The sequence below is a fragment of the Streptomyces sp. NPDC001750 genome (genome assembly GCF_042892615.1).
GTDB lineage: Bacteria > Actinomycetota > Actinomycetes > Streptomycetales > Streptomycetaceae > Streptomyces.
The window spans coordinates 24,461-38,406 of sequence record NZ_JBIAUE010000013.1 but is presented as its reverse complement, the minus strand read 5'-3'; the positions used below and the strand labels follow the sequence as shown (position 1 = coordinate 38,406).

12 protein-coding genes are annotated in these 13,946 nt (G+C 71.3%); 2 read left to right on the top strand and 10 right to left on the bottom strand.

Going from position 1 to position 13,946, the window contains the following annotated elements; all coding sequences use genetic code 11:
- The first annotated feature begins 76 nt into the window (after positions 1-76).
- On the top strand, positions 77-1,006 hold the full coding sequence (locus tag ACFYY6_RS20725) for an ion transporter (RefSeq protein WP_389194529.1): 930 nt from the start codon (positions 77-79) through the stop codon (positions 1,004-1,006).
- Positions 1,007-1,256: 250 nt separating this feature from the next.
- On the opposite strand, the gene ACFYY6_RS20720 is transcribed toward ACFYY6_RS20725, so the two are convergent.
- The 3 genes from ACFYY6_RS20720 to ACFYY6_RS20710 all read right to left on the bottom strand — a co-directional run bounded on the left by ACFYY6_RS20720 (position 1,257) and on the right by ACFYY6_RS20710 (position 5,920).
- Positions 1,257-1,958, bottom strand: a complete 702-nt coding sequence (locus tag ACFYY6_RS20720; RefSeq protein WP_351517658.1) for a response regulator transcription factor — start codon at positions 1,956-1,958, stop codon at positions 1,257-1,259.
- On the bottom strand, positions 1,930-3,390 hold the full coding sequence (locus tag ACFYY6_RS20715) for a sensor histidine kinase (RefSeq protein ID WP_351630820.1): 1,461 nt from the start codon (positions 3,388-3,390) through the stop codon (positions 1,930-1,932). The genes ACFYY6_RS20720 and ACFYY6_RS20715 overlap by 29 nt, the downstream gene beginning before the upstream one ends.
- Before the next feature lie 214 nt (positions 3,391-3,604).
- Entirely contained in the window at positions 3,605-5,920 is a 2,316-nt protein-coding gene (locus ACFYY6_RS20710) for an MMPL family transporter (protein WP_386609002.1), read from the bottom strand.
- Positions 5,921-6,384: 464 nt separating this feature from the next.
- On the opposite strand from ACFYY6_RS20710, the gene ACFYY6_RS20705 reads away from it, so the two are divergent.
- Positions 6,385-6,837 (top strand): VOC family protein, encoded by a 453-nt coding sequence (locus ACFYY6_RS20705; protein ID WP_351517662.1) that lies wholly within the window; start codon positions 6,385-6,387, stop codon positions 6,835-6,837.
- A gap of 400 nt (positions 6,838-7,237) precedes the next feature.
- On the opposite strand, the gene ACFYY6_RS20700 is transcribed toward ACFYY6_RS20705, so the two are convergent.
- From ACFYY6_RS20700 to ACFYY6_RS20670, 7 genes are all read right to left on the bottom strand, one after another.
- Complete coding sequence (locus tag ACFYY6_RS20700; protein WP_351630828.1) at positions 7,238-8,059, bottom strand: enoyl-CoA hydratase/isomerase family protein; 822 nt, start codon at positions 8,057-8,059, stop codon at positions 7,238-7,240.
- Positions 8,056-9,186 carry a cytochrome P450 gene (locus ACFYY6_RS20695; protein ID WP_351630883.1) on the bottom strand — a complete coding sequence of 377 codons (1,131 nt, stop codon included), beginning with the start codon at positions 9,184-9,186 and terminating at the stop codon, positions 8,056-8,058. The genes ACFYY6_RS20700 and ACFYY6_RS20695 overlap by 4 nt, the downstream gene beginning before the upstream one ends.
- Before the next feature lie 477 nt (positions 9,187-9,663).
- The gene (locus ACFYY6_RS20690) at positions 9,664-11,064 is read right to left on the bottom strand and encodes a cytochrome P450 (protein ID WP_351517665.1); all 1,401 of its coding nucleotides are present in this window, start codon (positions 11,062-11,064) and stop codon (positions 9,664-9,666) included.
- A gap of 203 nt (positions 11,065-11,267) precedes the next feature.
- The gene (locus tag ACFYY6_RS20685; protein WP_073789060.1) at positions 11,268-11,858 is read right to left on the bottom strand and encodes an ATP/GTP-binding protein; all 591 of its coding nucleotides are present in this window, start codon (positions 11,856-11,858) and stop codon (positions 11,268-11,270) included.
- On the bottom strand, positions 11,833-12,207 hold the full coding sequence (locus ACFYY6_RS20680; RefSeq protein WP_351517666.1) for a DUF742 domain-containing protein: 375 nt from the start codon (positions 12,205-12,207) through the stop codon (positions 11,833-11,835). The genes ACFYY6_RS20685 and ACFYY6_RS20680 overlap by 26 nt, the downstream gene beginning before the upstream one ends.
- Complete coding sequence (locus tag ACFYY6_RS20675) at positions 12,204-12,608, bottom strand: roadblock/LC7 domain-containing protein (RefSeq protein ID WP_073789056.1); 405 nt, start codon at positions 12,606-12,608, stop codon at positions 12,204-12,206. The genes ACFYY6_RS20680 and ACFYY6_RS20675 overlap by 4 nt, the downstream gene beginning before the upstream one ends.
- Positions 12,605-13,837 (bottom strand): ATP-binding protein, encoded by a 1,233-nt coding sequence (locus ACFYY6_RS20670; protein ID WP_351517667.1) that lies wholly within the window; start codon positions 13,835-13,837, stop codon positions 12,605-12,607. Before ACFYY6_RS20670 ends, ACFYY6_RS20675 begins: the two co-directional genes overlap by 4 nt.
- Positions 13,838-13,946: the final 109 nt, after the last annotated feature.

Below are 13,946 nucleotides of genomic sequence, written 5' to 3'. Positions count from 1 at the left end.
GATCCACTTCGGCCGGTGAGCGGACCGGCCCGCGGGGGCAACGCACCTGCGAGGATGCGAGGAGCCGAGTCACACCATGTCCGAACAGGCCGCCGCACCCTTACGGCACGCGATCGCCGTGCGTGGCCGCAGGATCGTGGACTCCCCGGCCTTCACCGGCACCGTGTTCTGCCTCATCGTGACCAACGCGGCACTGCTGGGTATCGAGACCTACAGCGGGGTCGTGCAGCAGTGGCACGGCGCGCTCAAGGCGACGGAGTACGCCTTTCTCTGCGCGTTCACCGTCGAGATCCTGCTGCGGTGCGCCGCCCACGCCGACCGGCCCGGGGACTTCTTCCGGGACCCCTGGAACATGTTCGACGTCCTCGTCGTCGCCCTGGCCTTCCTGCCGTTCGCCCGCGAGAACGCCACCGTGCTGCGGCTGCTGCGGTTGGCCCGGGTGCTGCGCGCCGCGCGCTTCCTGCCCCAACTGCGCATCGTCATCGTGGCGGTGGGCAAGAGCCTGCCCGGCACCCTGAGCTTCCTGCTCGTCGGCACGCTCCTGCTGTACGTGTACGCCATGGTCGGCTGGGTGTTCTTCGCGGACGACAACCCCGAGCACTTCGGTTCGCTCGGCCGTGCGGCGCTCAGCCTGTTCCTCCTCATCACCCTCGACGGTCTCGGGGACGCGGTCCGTGAAGGGCTGGAGATCTCCCGCTGGACGATCGTGTACTTCGCGTCGTTCGTCCTGCTCGGCTCGTTCCTGCTCGTCAATCTCCTCATCGGCGTCGTCATCAACTCCCTTGAAGAAGCACGCGAGTTGGAGATGACGCGTGAGAGGGAGGAGAACGCCGCGGCCTCCGGTGCCGCCGCGATCCCCGAGCCCACCACGGATTCGGAGGCCGTCCCGACTTCCGAGGCCGTCACGGCGTCCGGTGCCGCCACGATGTCCCGGGCCGTCGGGCCGACGACCGAGGCGGTCGAGGTGGTCGACGCGGTCGATGCGACCGAGGCCCTGCGGGCGTAGATCGCCGGGCTCCGGCGGGCCCTGGACGGCATCGAGGCGAACCTCGCGCGGCCCGGGCATCGGTGCGGCTGCCGGGGTGCGGAGGAGGGAGAGCTCGTGGGGGTCGCGGAATCCGGCCCGTGGGGCGGGCGGCGTCCGCGGCCGTGAGACCGTCGGGCACGGGTACCCGTACGGAGGTTCGCCGAACGGGCGCCCGCGGAGCGGAGGCTCATCGGACGTGGTCCGTCGGCCCGTGCCCGTCGGCCCGCGTTCAGCGCGCCGCGTTCGGGAAGTCGTCGCCGGGCCGTGGCGGGGCCACCCGCACCAGCCCCGACTGGTAGGCCATCGCGACGAGTTGGGCCCGGTGCCGGGCCCCCAGTTTCGTCATCGCCCGCCCGACATGGGTGCGTACGGTCAGCGGGCTGACGTGCATCCGCTCGGCGATCTCGTCGTTCGACAGGCCCTCGGCCACCTGCGCCATGACCTCGCGCTCGCGGGCGGTCAGGACGCCCAGCACGTCGGGCGCGGCGACCCTGCCCTCGGGCAGGGCCAGGTATCGGCCGATCAGGGCCTTGGTCGCGGTGGGCGACAGCAGGGTGTCCCCCGCGGCCACCGTGCGGATGGCGTCCAGGAGTTCCCCGGGGGCGGCGCCCTTGCCGAGGAACCCGCTGGCGCCCGCGCGCAGGGCCCGGGTCACGTACTCGTCGATCTCGAACGTGGTGAGGATGAGGACGCGGGTTCCGCGCAGCGTCTCGTCGCGGCAGATCAGCTCCGTCGCCGCCACGCCGTCGAGTCCCGGCATGCGGATGTCCATCACGACGACGTCCGGCAGCGTGGCGCGGGCCTGCTCCACCGCCTCGCGGCCGTCCGCCGCGACGCCGACGACCTCCATGTCGTCGTTCGCCTCGATCAGCAGCCGAAAGGTCCCGGCGAGCAGTGCCTGGTCATCGGCCAGCAGTATCCGGATCGTCACCGTGCCGTCCTCTCGTCCCGTCCGTGTCGTCATCGTTCCGGAACGGTTCGGGCCGAGCCCTCCCCGCTCCCGCCGCCCTTCCCGCCGCTGCGTCCATCGCCGTGTCCGCCTTCGGCCCGGCCTCTGGGGCCACCTCTGCTTCTGTCTCCGTGGCCGCCTCCGCGGTCGCCCCCGTGGCCACGGGGGCCCCCGCGGTCGCCTTCGTGGCCGCAGTCGCGCCCGTCGCCGTCTCCGCGCCCTTCTCCGGCTCGGTCTGCGACTCCAGGGGGAGCTCCGTGGTCACTTCGAAACCGCCGGCCGCCCGGTGCCCGGCGGACAGCCGGCCGCCGACGGACAGAGCCCGTTCACGCATGCCGATGAGGCCGTACCCGGGCGTGCCCGACGCCTGCGGCTCATGTCCGTCGTCGGCGACGGTGAGCGTGAGCAACCGGCGCGAGTAGCCGAGCCGGACCGAGGCCGTCGCGGAGCCCGCGTGCTTGGTGACATTGGTCAGCGCCTCCTGCACGATCCGGTACGCGGTGAGGTCAGCGCCCGGCGACAACGGCCGCACCGTGCCCTCCACCGACACCTGGACGGTGAGACCCGTCTGCTCGAACGAGGCGATCAGCTCCGGTAGCTGGGCGAGTCCGGGGGACGGCTCCAGCGGTGTCTCGGGGTCGTCCTCGCTGCGCAGCAGCCCCACGGTCGCCTTCAGCTCGCGCAGTGCGGAGGAGGTGGTCCCGGCGAGCTGGTCCATCATCTGCCCGGCCTGCTCCGGCCGGTTGCGCAGCAGGTACGAGGCGGTGGAGGCCTGCGCGTGGGCGAGGGCGATGTGGTGCGCGACGATGTCGTGCAGCTCGCGGGCGATCCGGGTCCGCTCCTCGTTCACCCGACGGCGTGCCTCCTCCTCGCGGGTGCGTTCCGCGAGCTCGGCCCGTGCCTCCACGGCGGCCACGTAGTCGCGGCGGCTGCGCACCGACTCGCCGACCGCACCCGCCAGGAAGACGCAGGAGAGGATGCCGATCCGGTCCGGCCGCAGCAGCGCGCCGTCGCCCCAGACGACCGAGACGGTGGCGAGGGTGGCGACCGCCCCGAGCGTGTACACCGAGGTCGTACGGAGGTCCGTGAGCAGGGCCAGCTGGTACAGGGCCACCAGGGCCGCGCCGGTGAGGCTCGGCGAGGGGTCGAAGCCCATGTCGTTGCCCATCAGGCCCAGGGCGCTGCCGCACAGCGTCGTCACCACGACCACGGTGCGCGGGTAGGTGCGCTGTCCCAGCAGCAGGACGGCGGAGGGCACGGCGGCCGCCAGGGCGAAGGAGGGTGCCGGGCCGCGGACGATCCGGGCGTCGGTCACGGTGCTGGAGAAGACCGCGAAGGCCCACAGCAGCACGGCCACCGCCGCGTCGACAGCCCGGGGGTGGCGCCGGGCCCACAGCCGCCAGTCGGTGAACATGCGCTCTTCTTTCCTTCTCGGTCCCACCATGGTCGCCGACGCGGCCGTCCGTTTTGCGCAAGGTGTCCGGAGTCGTCTGTCGTGACGTACGACGGGCGGCCTCCGGGCACCCCGCGCCTCATCCCATTCCGGGAGCGTGTCTCGTCCCGGGAGCGTGCCTCGTCCCGAGGGGTACGAGGTCCCGTACGGGGAGCCGGCCCCGTACGGGGAGGGCTCATACGCGCACGGGGCCGTGCTCGGAGTCCTTCTCGGTGCCCGTCGGCTCCGCTCCCGCCGGCCACGTTCCCGCCGCCCTCGCGTCGGCGTGCACGGCCGCGGGACCGCTCCGGCTCAGCCGCTCGCCCTCCACGTCCACCCGGGGCACGATCCTCTCCAGCCACCGGGGCAGTCGCCACGCCCGGTCGCCGAGCAGGGCCAGAACGGCCGGGACGATCGTCATGCGGACGACGAACGCGTCGAAGAAGACGGCCGCGGCGAGCCCCAGGCCCATCATCTTGATCATCGCCTCGCTCATCCCGATGAACCCGGCGAACACCGCGATCATGATGACCGCCGCGGCCACGACGACCCGGGCGCTGTGCCGGAACCCGGTGACGATCGCCTGGCCGGGCCGCTCGCCCTGGACGTACGCCTCGCGCATCCGGGTCACCAGGAAGACCTCGTAGTCCATGGCCAGGCCGAAGACCACACCGATCAGGAAGATCGGCGTGATGCTCATGATGGGCCCGGTCTGCTCGACGCCGAGGACGTCGGCGAGCCAGCCCCACTGGAAGACCGCGACGATCACGCCGAAGGCCGCCGCCACCGACAGCAGGAAGCCGAGCGCCGCCTTGAGGGGGACCAGCAGCGAACGGAAGACGATCATCAGGAGCAGGAAGGCCAGACCGACGACGAGCGTGAGGTAGGGCGCCAGCGCGTCGGAGAGCTTCTGCGAGACGTCGATGTTCACCGCCGTCGCGCCGGTGACGAGCATCTTCGCGCCGGTGTCGGCCTCCAGACCGTGCGCCTTGTCGCGGATGGTGTGGACGACGTCCGTGGTCTTCTCGGAGCTCGGCCCGGTGGCGGGCACGGCGGTGAGGACCGCGGTGTCGCCCGCCTTGTTGAAGGCGGGGGGCGTCGTGGCCACGATGCCGTCGGTGGCGGCGAGCTTCTTCGCGGCGTGCGCCGCCGCGGCCTTCGGGTCGTCGGACCCCTTGGCGTCGACGACGACGGTGAGCGGCCCGTTGAAGCCGGGGCCGAAGCCGTCGGCCAGCGCGTCGTAGGCGCGGCGCTTGGTGCTGGAGGTGGGCCGCGACTCGTCGCCGGGCATGCCGAGCTGGAGGTCGAGCGCCGGTACGGCGATCAGGCCGAGACCGAGGACCCCGAGCACGAGGACCGCGAGGGGGCGGCGGATCACGAAGCGGGCCCAGCGGGTGCCCATGTCGGGCCGGTCGGCGCCGGCCGTGCCGCTCGTGCTCCCGAGGGCCCCCGACGCCCCGGCGCGGCGCCCGCGGCGTGCGCGCCCGTTCCCGGACGCGCCCCGGTCGGCACGCGGCAGTACGGCCGTCCGGAAGAAGCCCAGCAGCGCGGGCAGCAGCGTCATCGCGACCAGGACGGCGATCACGACGGTGCCCGCCGCGGCCAGGCCCATCTTGGTGAGGACCGGAATGTTCACGACGGACAGTCCTGCGAGGGCGATGACCACGGTGAGGCCGGCGAAGACCACGGCGGAACCCGCCGTTCCCACGGCCCGGGCCACGGCCTCCTCGGCATGGTGACCCTCCGCGCGTTCCGACCGGTAGCGCGAGACGATGAACAGGGCGTAGTCGATGCCGACCGCGAGCCCCAGCATCATGGCGAGCGTGGTGGTCGTGGTGGACATCCCGGCGCCGATGATCGAGGCCACGCCCGCGCCCACGCCCACGATCGCGGTGAGCAGCGGCAGTCCCGCCGCGGCGAGCGAGCCGAACGTGACGAGCAGGACGATCGCGGCGACGACGACACCGGCGACTTCCGTCGTGCCGCCGACCTCGGAGTCCGGCAGGAGGGCCGAGCCGCCGAGTTCGACGGTCAGTCCGGCCTCGCGCGCGTCCTCCGCGGCGTCCTCCAGCGCCTTGGTGGAGGCGTCGGTGAGGTCGACGCTCTGCACGTCGTACGTGATGGTCGAGTACGCGGTGCGGCCGTCCTCGCTGACGGCCCCGGCCATGTCGAACGGGTTGAGGGCGGCCTTGACCTGCGGGCCGCCCGCCACGTCCGCGACGACCCGCTCGACGGCCGCCCTGTTCGTGCCCGCGGTCACCTTCTGGCCTTCGGGGGCGACGAAGACGATACGGGCGTCGGCGCTGTTGGAGCTCTGGCCGGGGAATCGTTCGTCCAGCAGGTCGAACGCCCTCTGCGACTCCGTGCCGGGCATCGAGAACCCGTCCTCGGGGGCGGTCGGCGCCTTGGCCGCCGCGAACGCGCAGGCAGCCAGGACCACCGCCCAGAGCAGGGCGACCAGTCGTCGCCTCCGGAAGGAAAAGCGGCCTAGCCGGTAGAGGAAGGTAGCCACGAAGAGGCGCTCCAGTCTGGTTCGGGCAACGGATCGGCGGCACGGATGCCGTGCTCCGGCCACGCGTGGGCCGTACGTGCCGCGCGTGGGCCGCACGCGAACCACATGTGGCCCGCACGGGCCGTGCGCGGGCCGTACGCGGACCGGTGCACACGGCCCGTGCCCGGGCGTGACAGTGCACGCCGGTGGCACGTCGGACGCACGGCGGGGCCGGAGGAATACCTCGATCCTTCGTGAACGGGGGCGTCATCGTCGTCGTTCACCTGCATGGACTCCTGCGTACTGTCGCCGCAGTACGCGGCATGTCCGTCCTCCCCCTCGCGCAGGACGGCCGACGGGCGCACAGGATGACGAGGCGAAACGGTGGGCGCTCCGTGAATCCGGTTCGAGTCAGGTCCGAATCAGGTCCGAATCAGGTTCGAGTCCGGTTGTGGAGGCACGGTGTAACCGATAAAATCGGTTACATGGCATTGGGTTGGAAACTGGTCATCGACAGCGCGAACGCGTCGGCTCTCGCGGACTTCTGGGCCGCGGCCCTGGAGTACGAGGTGGAGGATCCCAGCGCTCTGGTCGAGCGGCTGCTGGCGGCGGGCCGGATCGACGAGAACGCGATCGTCGAGCACGGCGGACGCAGGACCTTCCGCGGTTACGCCGCGATCCGCCACCCCGAGGACCCGTTCGACGCGACCAGCGGGGTGGGGCGCGGCCGACGGCTGCTCTTCCAGGACGTGCCCGAGGGCAAGTCCGGCAAGAACCGTCTGCACATCGACGTCCACGGCGAACCCGGCGGCCTCGACGCACTGGTGGCCCGGCTGGAGGGCCTGGGAGCGACCCGTGTCCAGGAGGTCGACAAGGGGCCCGCCGGGCGCTGGTGGCTCATGCGGGACCCCGAGGGAAACGAGTTCTGCGCGGCTTGACGTCTCCATGCGCTCGCCGCTCGTCTCGTCCTGCTCGGCGAACGCGCTCGGGTCCCCGGCCCTTGTCCCGGGTACGCATGTGTGTGCTCACCTCCCCCGGCTGTCCGGCGCCGCAGGGAGGTTCCAGTGACTCGTCGGTGACTCATGTCACAGCGTGGCGCGGTATGGAAGCGCCGGACGCCCGACCAACGTGCCACGAACGTCACGCGGGCGCCGCGCGGATGACGTACGGACGGCGGCACGGCGTCACGCCGACGTCGCACGCACCGGTACGACGTCACGCCGACGTCGTACGCACCGGTGCGGCGTCGCGCCGATGTCGTACGGACGCGGTGCGGCGTCGGCCGATTGTCGTACGGACGCTGTCGGCGTCACCGCCGCACGGACGTTGTACGGGGGCTCAGCGCACCGGCGCCGCGCCCGCCGCGCTCTCCCCGGCGTCCCGGGCCCGCCTGCTCGCGGCGGCGACCGCGGCCATGAGTTCGGAGTCCAGGACCGCGGGATCGGCCATCCGGTTCGCGGCCATGTACGAGTTGAGCAGGGCCTTCGTGATCCGCACCGCGGACTCCGGGCGGCGCGCGACGGGCTTGGCCCACGCGGTGACGGCGGCGTCGAGTTCGTCCTCGGGGACGACGCGCTGGAGGACCGACAGCTCGTACGCCTCGGCGGCGCCGATGGGCCGTCCGGTCAGGATGATCTCACGGGTCCGGGCGGCGCCCAGTTCATGGATCAGCCGCGGCAGCATGCCGCCCCAGGCGGTGGGCAGGCCGAGCGCCAGTTCCGGCAGCCGGAAACTGGCGGTCTCGGCACCGACCCGCAGGTCGCAGGCGAGCGCCAGGGCCATCCCCGCGCCGATCGCCTTGCCCTGGACCCGGGCGATGGTGACGATCCGGCTGGTCGAGAGCAGTTCGCAGACGCGGCGGGCCTTGTCGCCCGCGATCCGGATGCCCCGGCCCTCCTGGTCCTCCTCGAGCCAGTCCGCGAACTCGTTGCGGTCCCCGCCGAGGGAGAAGTCGTCCCCGGCCGCGCTGAGCACCAGCACCCGGACCTCGGGGTCCGGAGCGGTCAGGATCGCGAGCAGGTCGTCCAGCATCTCCTCGTTGACGGCGTTGCCCGACTCGGGGCGGTCGAGTTCCACGCGCAGGACCGGGCCCTCGCGCAGGGTGCGGACCGTGCGCGGCCGCCGGTACCCGGACAGGCGCTCCGAGAGCGAGAGCTTCATATCGACACGCCCATCGAGGTCACGCGCCGGAAGACCAGTCGGGACGCGTACACGGGCGGTGTCGTGACCCGCAGGGTGGGGAAACGTTCCAGCAGCTGGATGAGGAGCGTGCGGGCCTCCAGCCGGGCGAGGGCCGCCCCCAGGCAGTAATGCACCCCGCCGCCGAAGGTGAGATGGGTGCCGCGGCGCTCGATGTCGAAGGCGTCCGGGTTCTCGGTGCGCCGCGGGTCGTGGTTGGCGGCGCCGTACATGACGTGGACCATGCTGTCCTTCGCGATCGGGACACCGGCCAGGACGGTGTCCTCGGCGGCGACCCGGGTGTTGATCTGGATGGGCGGGTCGTACCGCAGCACCTCGTCGACCGCCGCGTCGATGTGCCCGGGGTTCTCCCTGAGCCACGCCCACCGGCCGGGCTCCCCGAGCAGCAGCCCCACCATGGCCGACAGCAGCGTCGCGGTGGTCTCCAGCGAGGCGATGGTGACGAACATGGTGAGACGGTAGAGAATCTCGTCGGCCGTCTCGCGGTCGGGTTCCCGCGCGTCCCAGTGGTGGATCCAGCCGGTCAGGATGTCGTTGCCGGGCTTCGCGCGCCGCTGCCGCACCATCTCGGTGAAGTAGGCGCGCAGGTGCCCGGTCGCCTCGGCGGACACGGCGAGTTCGCTCTTGGTGGGGAGCAGTTCCTGGGCGTGCACCTGGTTGTGGGTGATCTCCAGGATGTGCGGGTGGTCCGCGGCCGGGACACCCAGCCAGGAGCCGATGGTGCTGATGGGCAGCTGCTCGCTGACCGTGCTGACGAAGTCGGCCTCGCCCCAGCGCAGTTTCTCGGTCAGGTCGTCGAGCAGGCGGGCGCTGTGCTCCTCGATGACCGGTGTCAGCCGCTGGATGGTCGAGCGGTCGAAGAGGTTGCCGAGGCTGCGGCGCTGGCAGGTGTGCTCCGGGGCGTTGAGGCGGGAGAGCGTCTTGGTCATCTCCTGCGTGGCGACCGCCCCCCAGCGCTCGGGGTCGCCCTGGCGTTCCTGCCAGGCGAAGTCCGGTGCCAGCCAGTTGCGGCCGCGGAGCACCTCACTGCATGTGTCGAAGCCCGTGACGAAATACGCGTCCCAGGGGGCGCGCACGACGTCCCCCATGGCCCTCACCTCGGCGAGCAGGCCGTAGGGATCCGCCTGTCCCTCTGGTGATTTGAGACGCCGTATCAGAGAGATGAGGGCACGGCGGTCGTCGGCGGGCCTTTCGGTACCACTTGCAGCGCTCACACAGAGTTCCTTGATCCGGGCTCATGGTTACGGCCAGAACCTACCCCTCCGTATATGTTCGCCAAGCCCCCGTGCCTGTTGCTCCTGTCACAGAGAAATGCCCTCGTGACCTCTTGTCATATGCCGAGTGGTGCCCAATACCCTTTTCGGAAAAGGCAAGTTATGCGCGAAAGTCGGCTGATTCCGGTCGCCGGGAGCCGAGTTTTTTCGGAAGTCGGCGGCCGGAAGTTTCCGACCGGTATCCGGACTCGGATCGCGGGATCGTACCGCGGATCACGGACCGTTGCGCGAACCCGGACCGTTGCACGGGTCGCGGATCGCGGGGAGCGGTCCGCTCCCCGCCGTCCGCGCTCACACCCGGAAGACGTCCAGGAAGGAACTCCACCAGCCCTTGTGCCTCTTCTGGGGCTCCCCGGTGTCGTGGCGCGTCGTGGTGACGTCGTCAAGAGGGGAGACGCGGGGTGACACGGGCGAAGCGGCCGTGGTGCTCGGCACGTTCGCGACCCGGCGCGGCGCACTCGGGCTGAATCGTACGGGCAGCGACACCAGGGCGCGGTGGAACGGGCCCGGACGCCATTCGACGCCGGTGGCCGGAATGGCGAGGGTCAGGTCCGGAACGCTGTTGAGGACCCGCTCGATCGCGGTGAGGGCGATGAGCTGGGCCGGGGACTTCGCCGGGCAGACGTGCGGGCCGGCGCCCCAGGCCAGATGGGCGCCCTTGCTCAGGGTCTGGCGGGCGTCGGTGAGCGCCGGGTCGGTGTTCGCGGCGGCGAAGCTGATCAGTACGGGCGTGTCCGCCTTCAGCGTCACGCCGCCCAGGTCCATGTCCTGGACGGGGTAGTGCGTCGCGTAGTTGGCGATCGGCGGGTTGTTCCAGAGCACGTCGTCGAGGGCGTCCTCGACCAGCATCCCGGTGCCGCGCCGCTGCGCGCTGCCCGCGTCCTCGGACAACAGGAGCAGCAGCGCGTTGGCGATGAGATTGCGCTCCGGCTCGATGCCCGCGCCCATCAGCATGACGAGCTGGTCCTTCAGCTCCTCGTCCCGCAGGCCGGCCGGGTGCTGGATGAGCCAGGAGGTGATGTCCTCACCGGGCTGCCGCCGCTTGAGCGCGACCAGCTCCATCAGGCTCTCGGTCAGCTCCGCGTTGGCCCGCAGCACGTCCTCGCCGTCGAAGATCCCGGACATGCCGCGGGTCAGTCGGTCGCCGATGTCGCCGGGGCAGCCGAAAAGCTGGTTGAAGAGCAGCAGCGGCAGCAGCTTGGCGTAGTCGCCCAGCAGGTCGGCGGAGCCGCGCTCGATGAACTGGTCGATCAGGTAGTCGGCGATGCGCTCGACGTCCCGGCTCAGCCGGGTGGTGTTGAGCCTGGCGAGGCTCTCGGTGACCGCCTTGCGCAGCCGCAGGTGCTCGGTGCCGTCCGTGAACAGGCAGTTCGGCCGGTACGCCATCATGGGCAGTACCGGGCTGTCGAGCGCGATGCGCCCTTCCCGGAGCGCCGCCCACCGCCGCGAGTCGCGGGCGAAGTACGAGGGGTTCTGCAGCACCCGGAGCGCGGCCTCGTGCTGCACGACCAGGGTGGCGTCGACGCCGGGGGCCAGCTCGATCGGGGCGGCGGGCCCGTGTGCGCGGAACGCGTCGTACACGCGCTGCGGATCGGCCGCGAACTCCGGCCCGTAGAGCGACGTCTGGCGCTCACCGTGCATCGGGCACCCGCTGGGGGCGTTGTACGGGGTGGCTCCCGGCGACGAGTCCATGTTGATTCCTCGATGTGAACGCGGGCCGATGGGCCCGCACGACGGACGGAGATGGGGGCTCGGCCACCCGTATCGGAGGGCGGTGGTCGGAGCGGGGGCCGGCCCGCTGTCCGGGCCCAAAGGCGCCGGAAGGCGGGCCGGCCACGCGGTGGGACGCCCACCGCGACGGGTGGCGGGGACGCCCGCCGGCACCGGTGGCCGGCTCAGGCCACGCGCGCGAGAAGGTGCTGCACCAGCGTGATCAGGGCCTGTGCGGACGACTTCTCGTCCCGGGCGTCGCAGTAGACGACCGGGGTGTCCGGCAGCAGGTCGAGGGCCTCGCGCAGCTCCTCCTCGGCATGCTGGGAGTAAGGGTCGAAGCTGTTGACCGCGACCGCGTACTCCAGCCCGTACGTCTCGACCAGGTCGATCACCGGGAAGGTGTCGGCCAGCCGGGCCGGGTCGACGAGGAGCAGCGCGCCCAGCGAGCCGCGCGCCATGTCCTCCCACAGTTCGACGAATCGCTGCTGGCCCGGCGTACCGAACAGATACAGCACCAGTTCGTCGCTGAGGGTCAGTCGGCCGAAGTCCAGCGCGACCGTCGTGGTGACCTTGTCGGGCGCGCCGCGCAGGTCGTCGACGTGCTCGCTGGCCTGCGTCATCCGCTCCTCGGTGCGCAGCGGAGTGATCTCGGAGAGGGTGCCGATGAGCGTCGTCTTGCCCACGGCGAAGTGTCCGACGACGAGGATCTTCGCCGCACGCCGCACCGCGTCCGACACATAGATGTTCTCAGCCGAACCGGACGTGGAGTCCATGCAACACCTCTTCGAGGATCTTCCTGTCAACGAGCTGAGCCGGCGGCGGCGCCTTGCGGCGCATCAGATGACCCTGTTCCGCTAAATCGTTGAGCAGCAGACGCGCCACTCCGACGGGCAGCCCCAGACGGCCCGCGACCTCGGCCACCGACAGATACCCGCCCGAACACAGCTCCCAGATGGCCCTGACCTCGGGGCTGGGGTTCGGCGGCGGCTGCCGGTCGGGGGCGATGGTGACGAGGGTGACGAGGGAGAGGTTCTCCGCGTCGGGCAGCCCGCGTCCTCCGGTGATGACGTAGGAACGGACGAACCCGCTGTTGACCGACTGCTCCTCGCCCGGGGCCGTCATATGTCGCTTCCGGCGTTCAGGCGGGGAGGAGTGGTCATCGCCTTCCCCAGCGCGGTGACCTGCTGCTGCATGCGGAACGACATGGCTTCCATGTCCACGTCGGCCGCGGCGGCCGCGGCCAGGTAGGCACCGGTCCCGGCGGCGATCAGGAAGATCCAGCCGTGCTCGTACTCCAGAAGTGTCTGGCGCCAGCGCCCGGGGGTCTGGGCCCCGATGAACGGCGCGACGGCGCGGCTCAGCGACTGCATGGAGCTCATCGCCGCCGCCACGGTCTCCGCGTCGTCCCGGCCGATCTCGCTGGAGTTGGCCAGCAGCAGACCGTCGGCGGAGACGAGGATCGCGTGCCGCGCTCCGGGTACCTGGAGCACATCGTTGAGCACCCAGGAAAGATCGGGGTTCACTGGATCTCGGGTCCTTCCATCGTCGTCGTGTCACGTCCGGACCGGGTTCCACGTTGGAACGCACCCAGACGGGAAGCCGTTTCCTCGTTGCTGCGGACCGGCGCGGGCTCGGCCGACGGCACTACCGACACCGGGCTCTTGCGACGACGCTTGGGCAGACCACCCGCAGTGGTGAAGGGCGCCGCGGGCTGAGGGGCGGTGGCCGACTGCGGGGCCGGCGGGAACAGCGGGGTCGGGGCCGGTGCGGCCACCGGGCGGCGTGGCAGCGTCGACACCCCGGGGTCGTGGGCGGCCGGGGCCGCCTCGGCCGGCGCGGGAGCGGGCGCGTCGGCGGTGAGCAGCTCGTCGGGCAGCAGGACCACCGCGCGCACACCTCCATAGGGGGAAACGGAGTCCACCGAGACCTTGAAGCCGTAGCGGGCGGCCAGCACACCGGACACGGCGAACCCGAACTGCGGCGGAATGCCCAGGCTGGACACGCTGATCGCGGCCTGGGGGGCGAGGAGGGCCGACGCGCGGTCCTTCTCCTCCTGGCCCATGCCGAGGCCCGCGTCGTCGACGATGAGACAGACGCCCTTCGGCACGGCCTGGATGTTGATCTCGACCGGGGTGCCGGGGGCGGAGTAGTTGGTGGCGTTGGCCAGCAGCTCGGCGAGGACCACCGCGACCGGCTCCACGGCCTTGCTGACCACCGAGAAGTTCACCTGGCCGTTGACCCGGACCCGGTCGAAGTGCCGGATACGTCCCTGGGCGCTGCGGGCCACGTCGAAGACGGAGGCGGAGGTTTCGCGGCGACCGAGCCAGCCGCCGCACAGCACCGCGATGCCCTGGGCGCGGCGCCCGAGCTGGCTGTTGGCGTGGTCGATGGCCATCAGGTCGGCGAGCATGCCGGGGTCGTCGCCGTACTTCTTCTGGGCGTTCTCGATGACCACCTGCTGCTCGTCCGCGAGCCCCTGGAGGGTACGGACGGCCGCCTTCAGGACGGCCTTGGTCTCCTCCTCGGCGTCCTTGCGGACCTCGGCGAGTTCGGAGGTCTGTCGGTGCAGCAGACCGGTATGGGCGGCGTGGAGTTCGTCCCGTTGCCGTTGCAGCGCGTCGCGCTCGCCACGGAGTTGGGAGTTTTGTCTGCGAAGCCCGATATTGGTCTTACGAGCCCGCAGAACGGCGCCGACGGCGACCAGTGCTACGACAACCAGCGCCCAGAAGAGCGGGCCCTGTACAAATGTCATGAGACTCACTTCAAGTGCCATGGCTGTGGAAACGGCTTGACGCTCCCTCATGAGCCCCGTGGTCCGGGCTGGTCGAGCCACGGTCGGGTCACGCGGGGAAGGCCCCTCC

Excerpts from the sequence above, each read along its gene's own strand:
- ACFYY6_RS20725 (WP_389194529.1), top strand. The coding sequence starts at position 77 with ATGTCCGAACAGGCCGCCGCACCCTTACGGCACGCGATCGCCGTGCGT.
- ACFYY6_RS20715 (WP_351630820.1), bottom strand. The coding sequence starts at position 3,390 with ATGTTCACCGACTGGCGGCTGTGGGCCCGGCGCCACCCCCGGGCTGTC.
- ACFYY6_RS20705 (WP_351517662.1), top strand. The coding sequence starts at position 6,385 with ATGGCATTGGGTTGGAAACTGGTCATCGACAGCGCGAACGCGTCGGCT.
- ACFYY6_RS20700 (WP_351630828.1), bottom strand. The coding sequence starts at position 8,059 with ATGAAGCTCTCGCTCTCGGAGCGCCTGTCCGGGTACCGGCGGCCGCGC.
- ACFYY6_RS20695 (WP_351630883.1), bottom strand. The coding sequence starts at position 9,186 with ATGGGGGACGTCGTGCGCGCCCCCTGGGACGCGTATTTCGTCACGGGC.
- ACFYY6_RS20690 (WP_351517665.1), bottom strand. The coding sequence starts at position 11,064 with ATGGACTCGTCGCCGGGAGCCACCCCGTACAACGCCCCCAGCGGGTGC.
- ACFYY6_RS20685 (WP_073789060.1), bottom strand. The coding sequence starts at position 11,858 with ATGGACTCCACGTCCGGTTCGGCTGAGAACATCTATGTGTCGGACGCG.
- ACFYY6_RS20680 (WP_351517666.1), bottom strand. The coding sequence starts at position 12,207 with ATGACGGCCCCGGGCGAGGAGCAGTCGGTCAACAGCGGGTTCGTCCGT.
- ACFYY6_RS20670 (WP_351517667.1), bottom strand. The coding sequence starts at position 13,837 with ATGACATTTGTACAGGGCCCGCTCTTCTGGGCGCTGGTTGTCGTAGCA.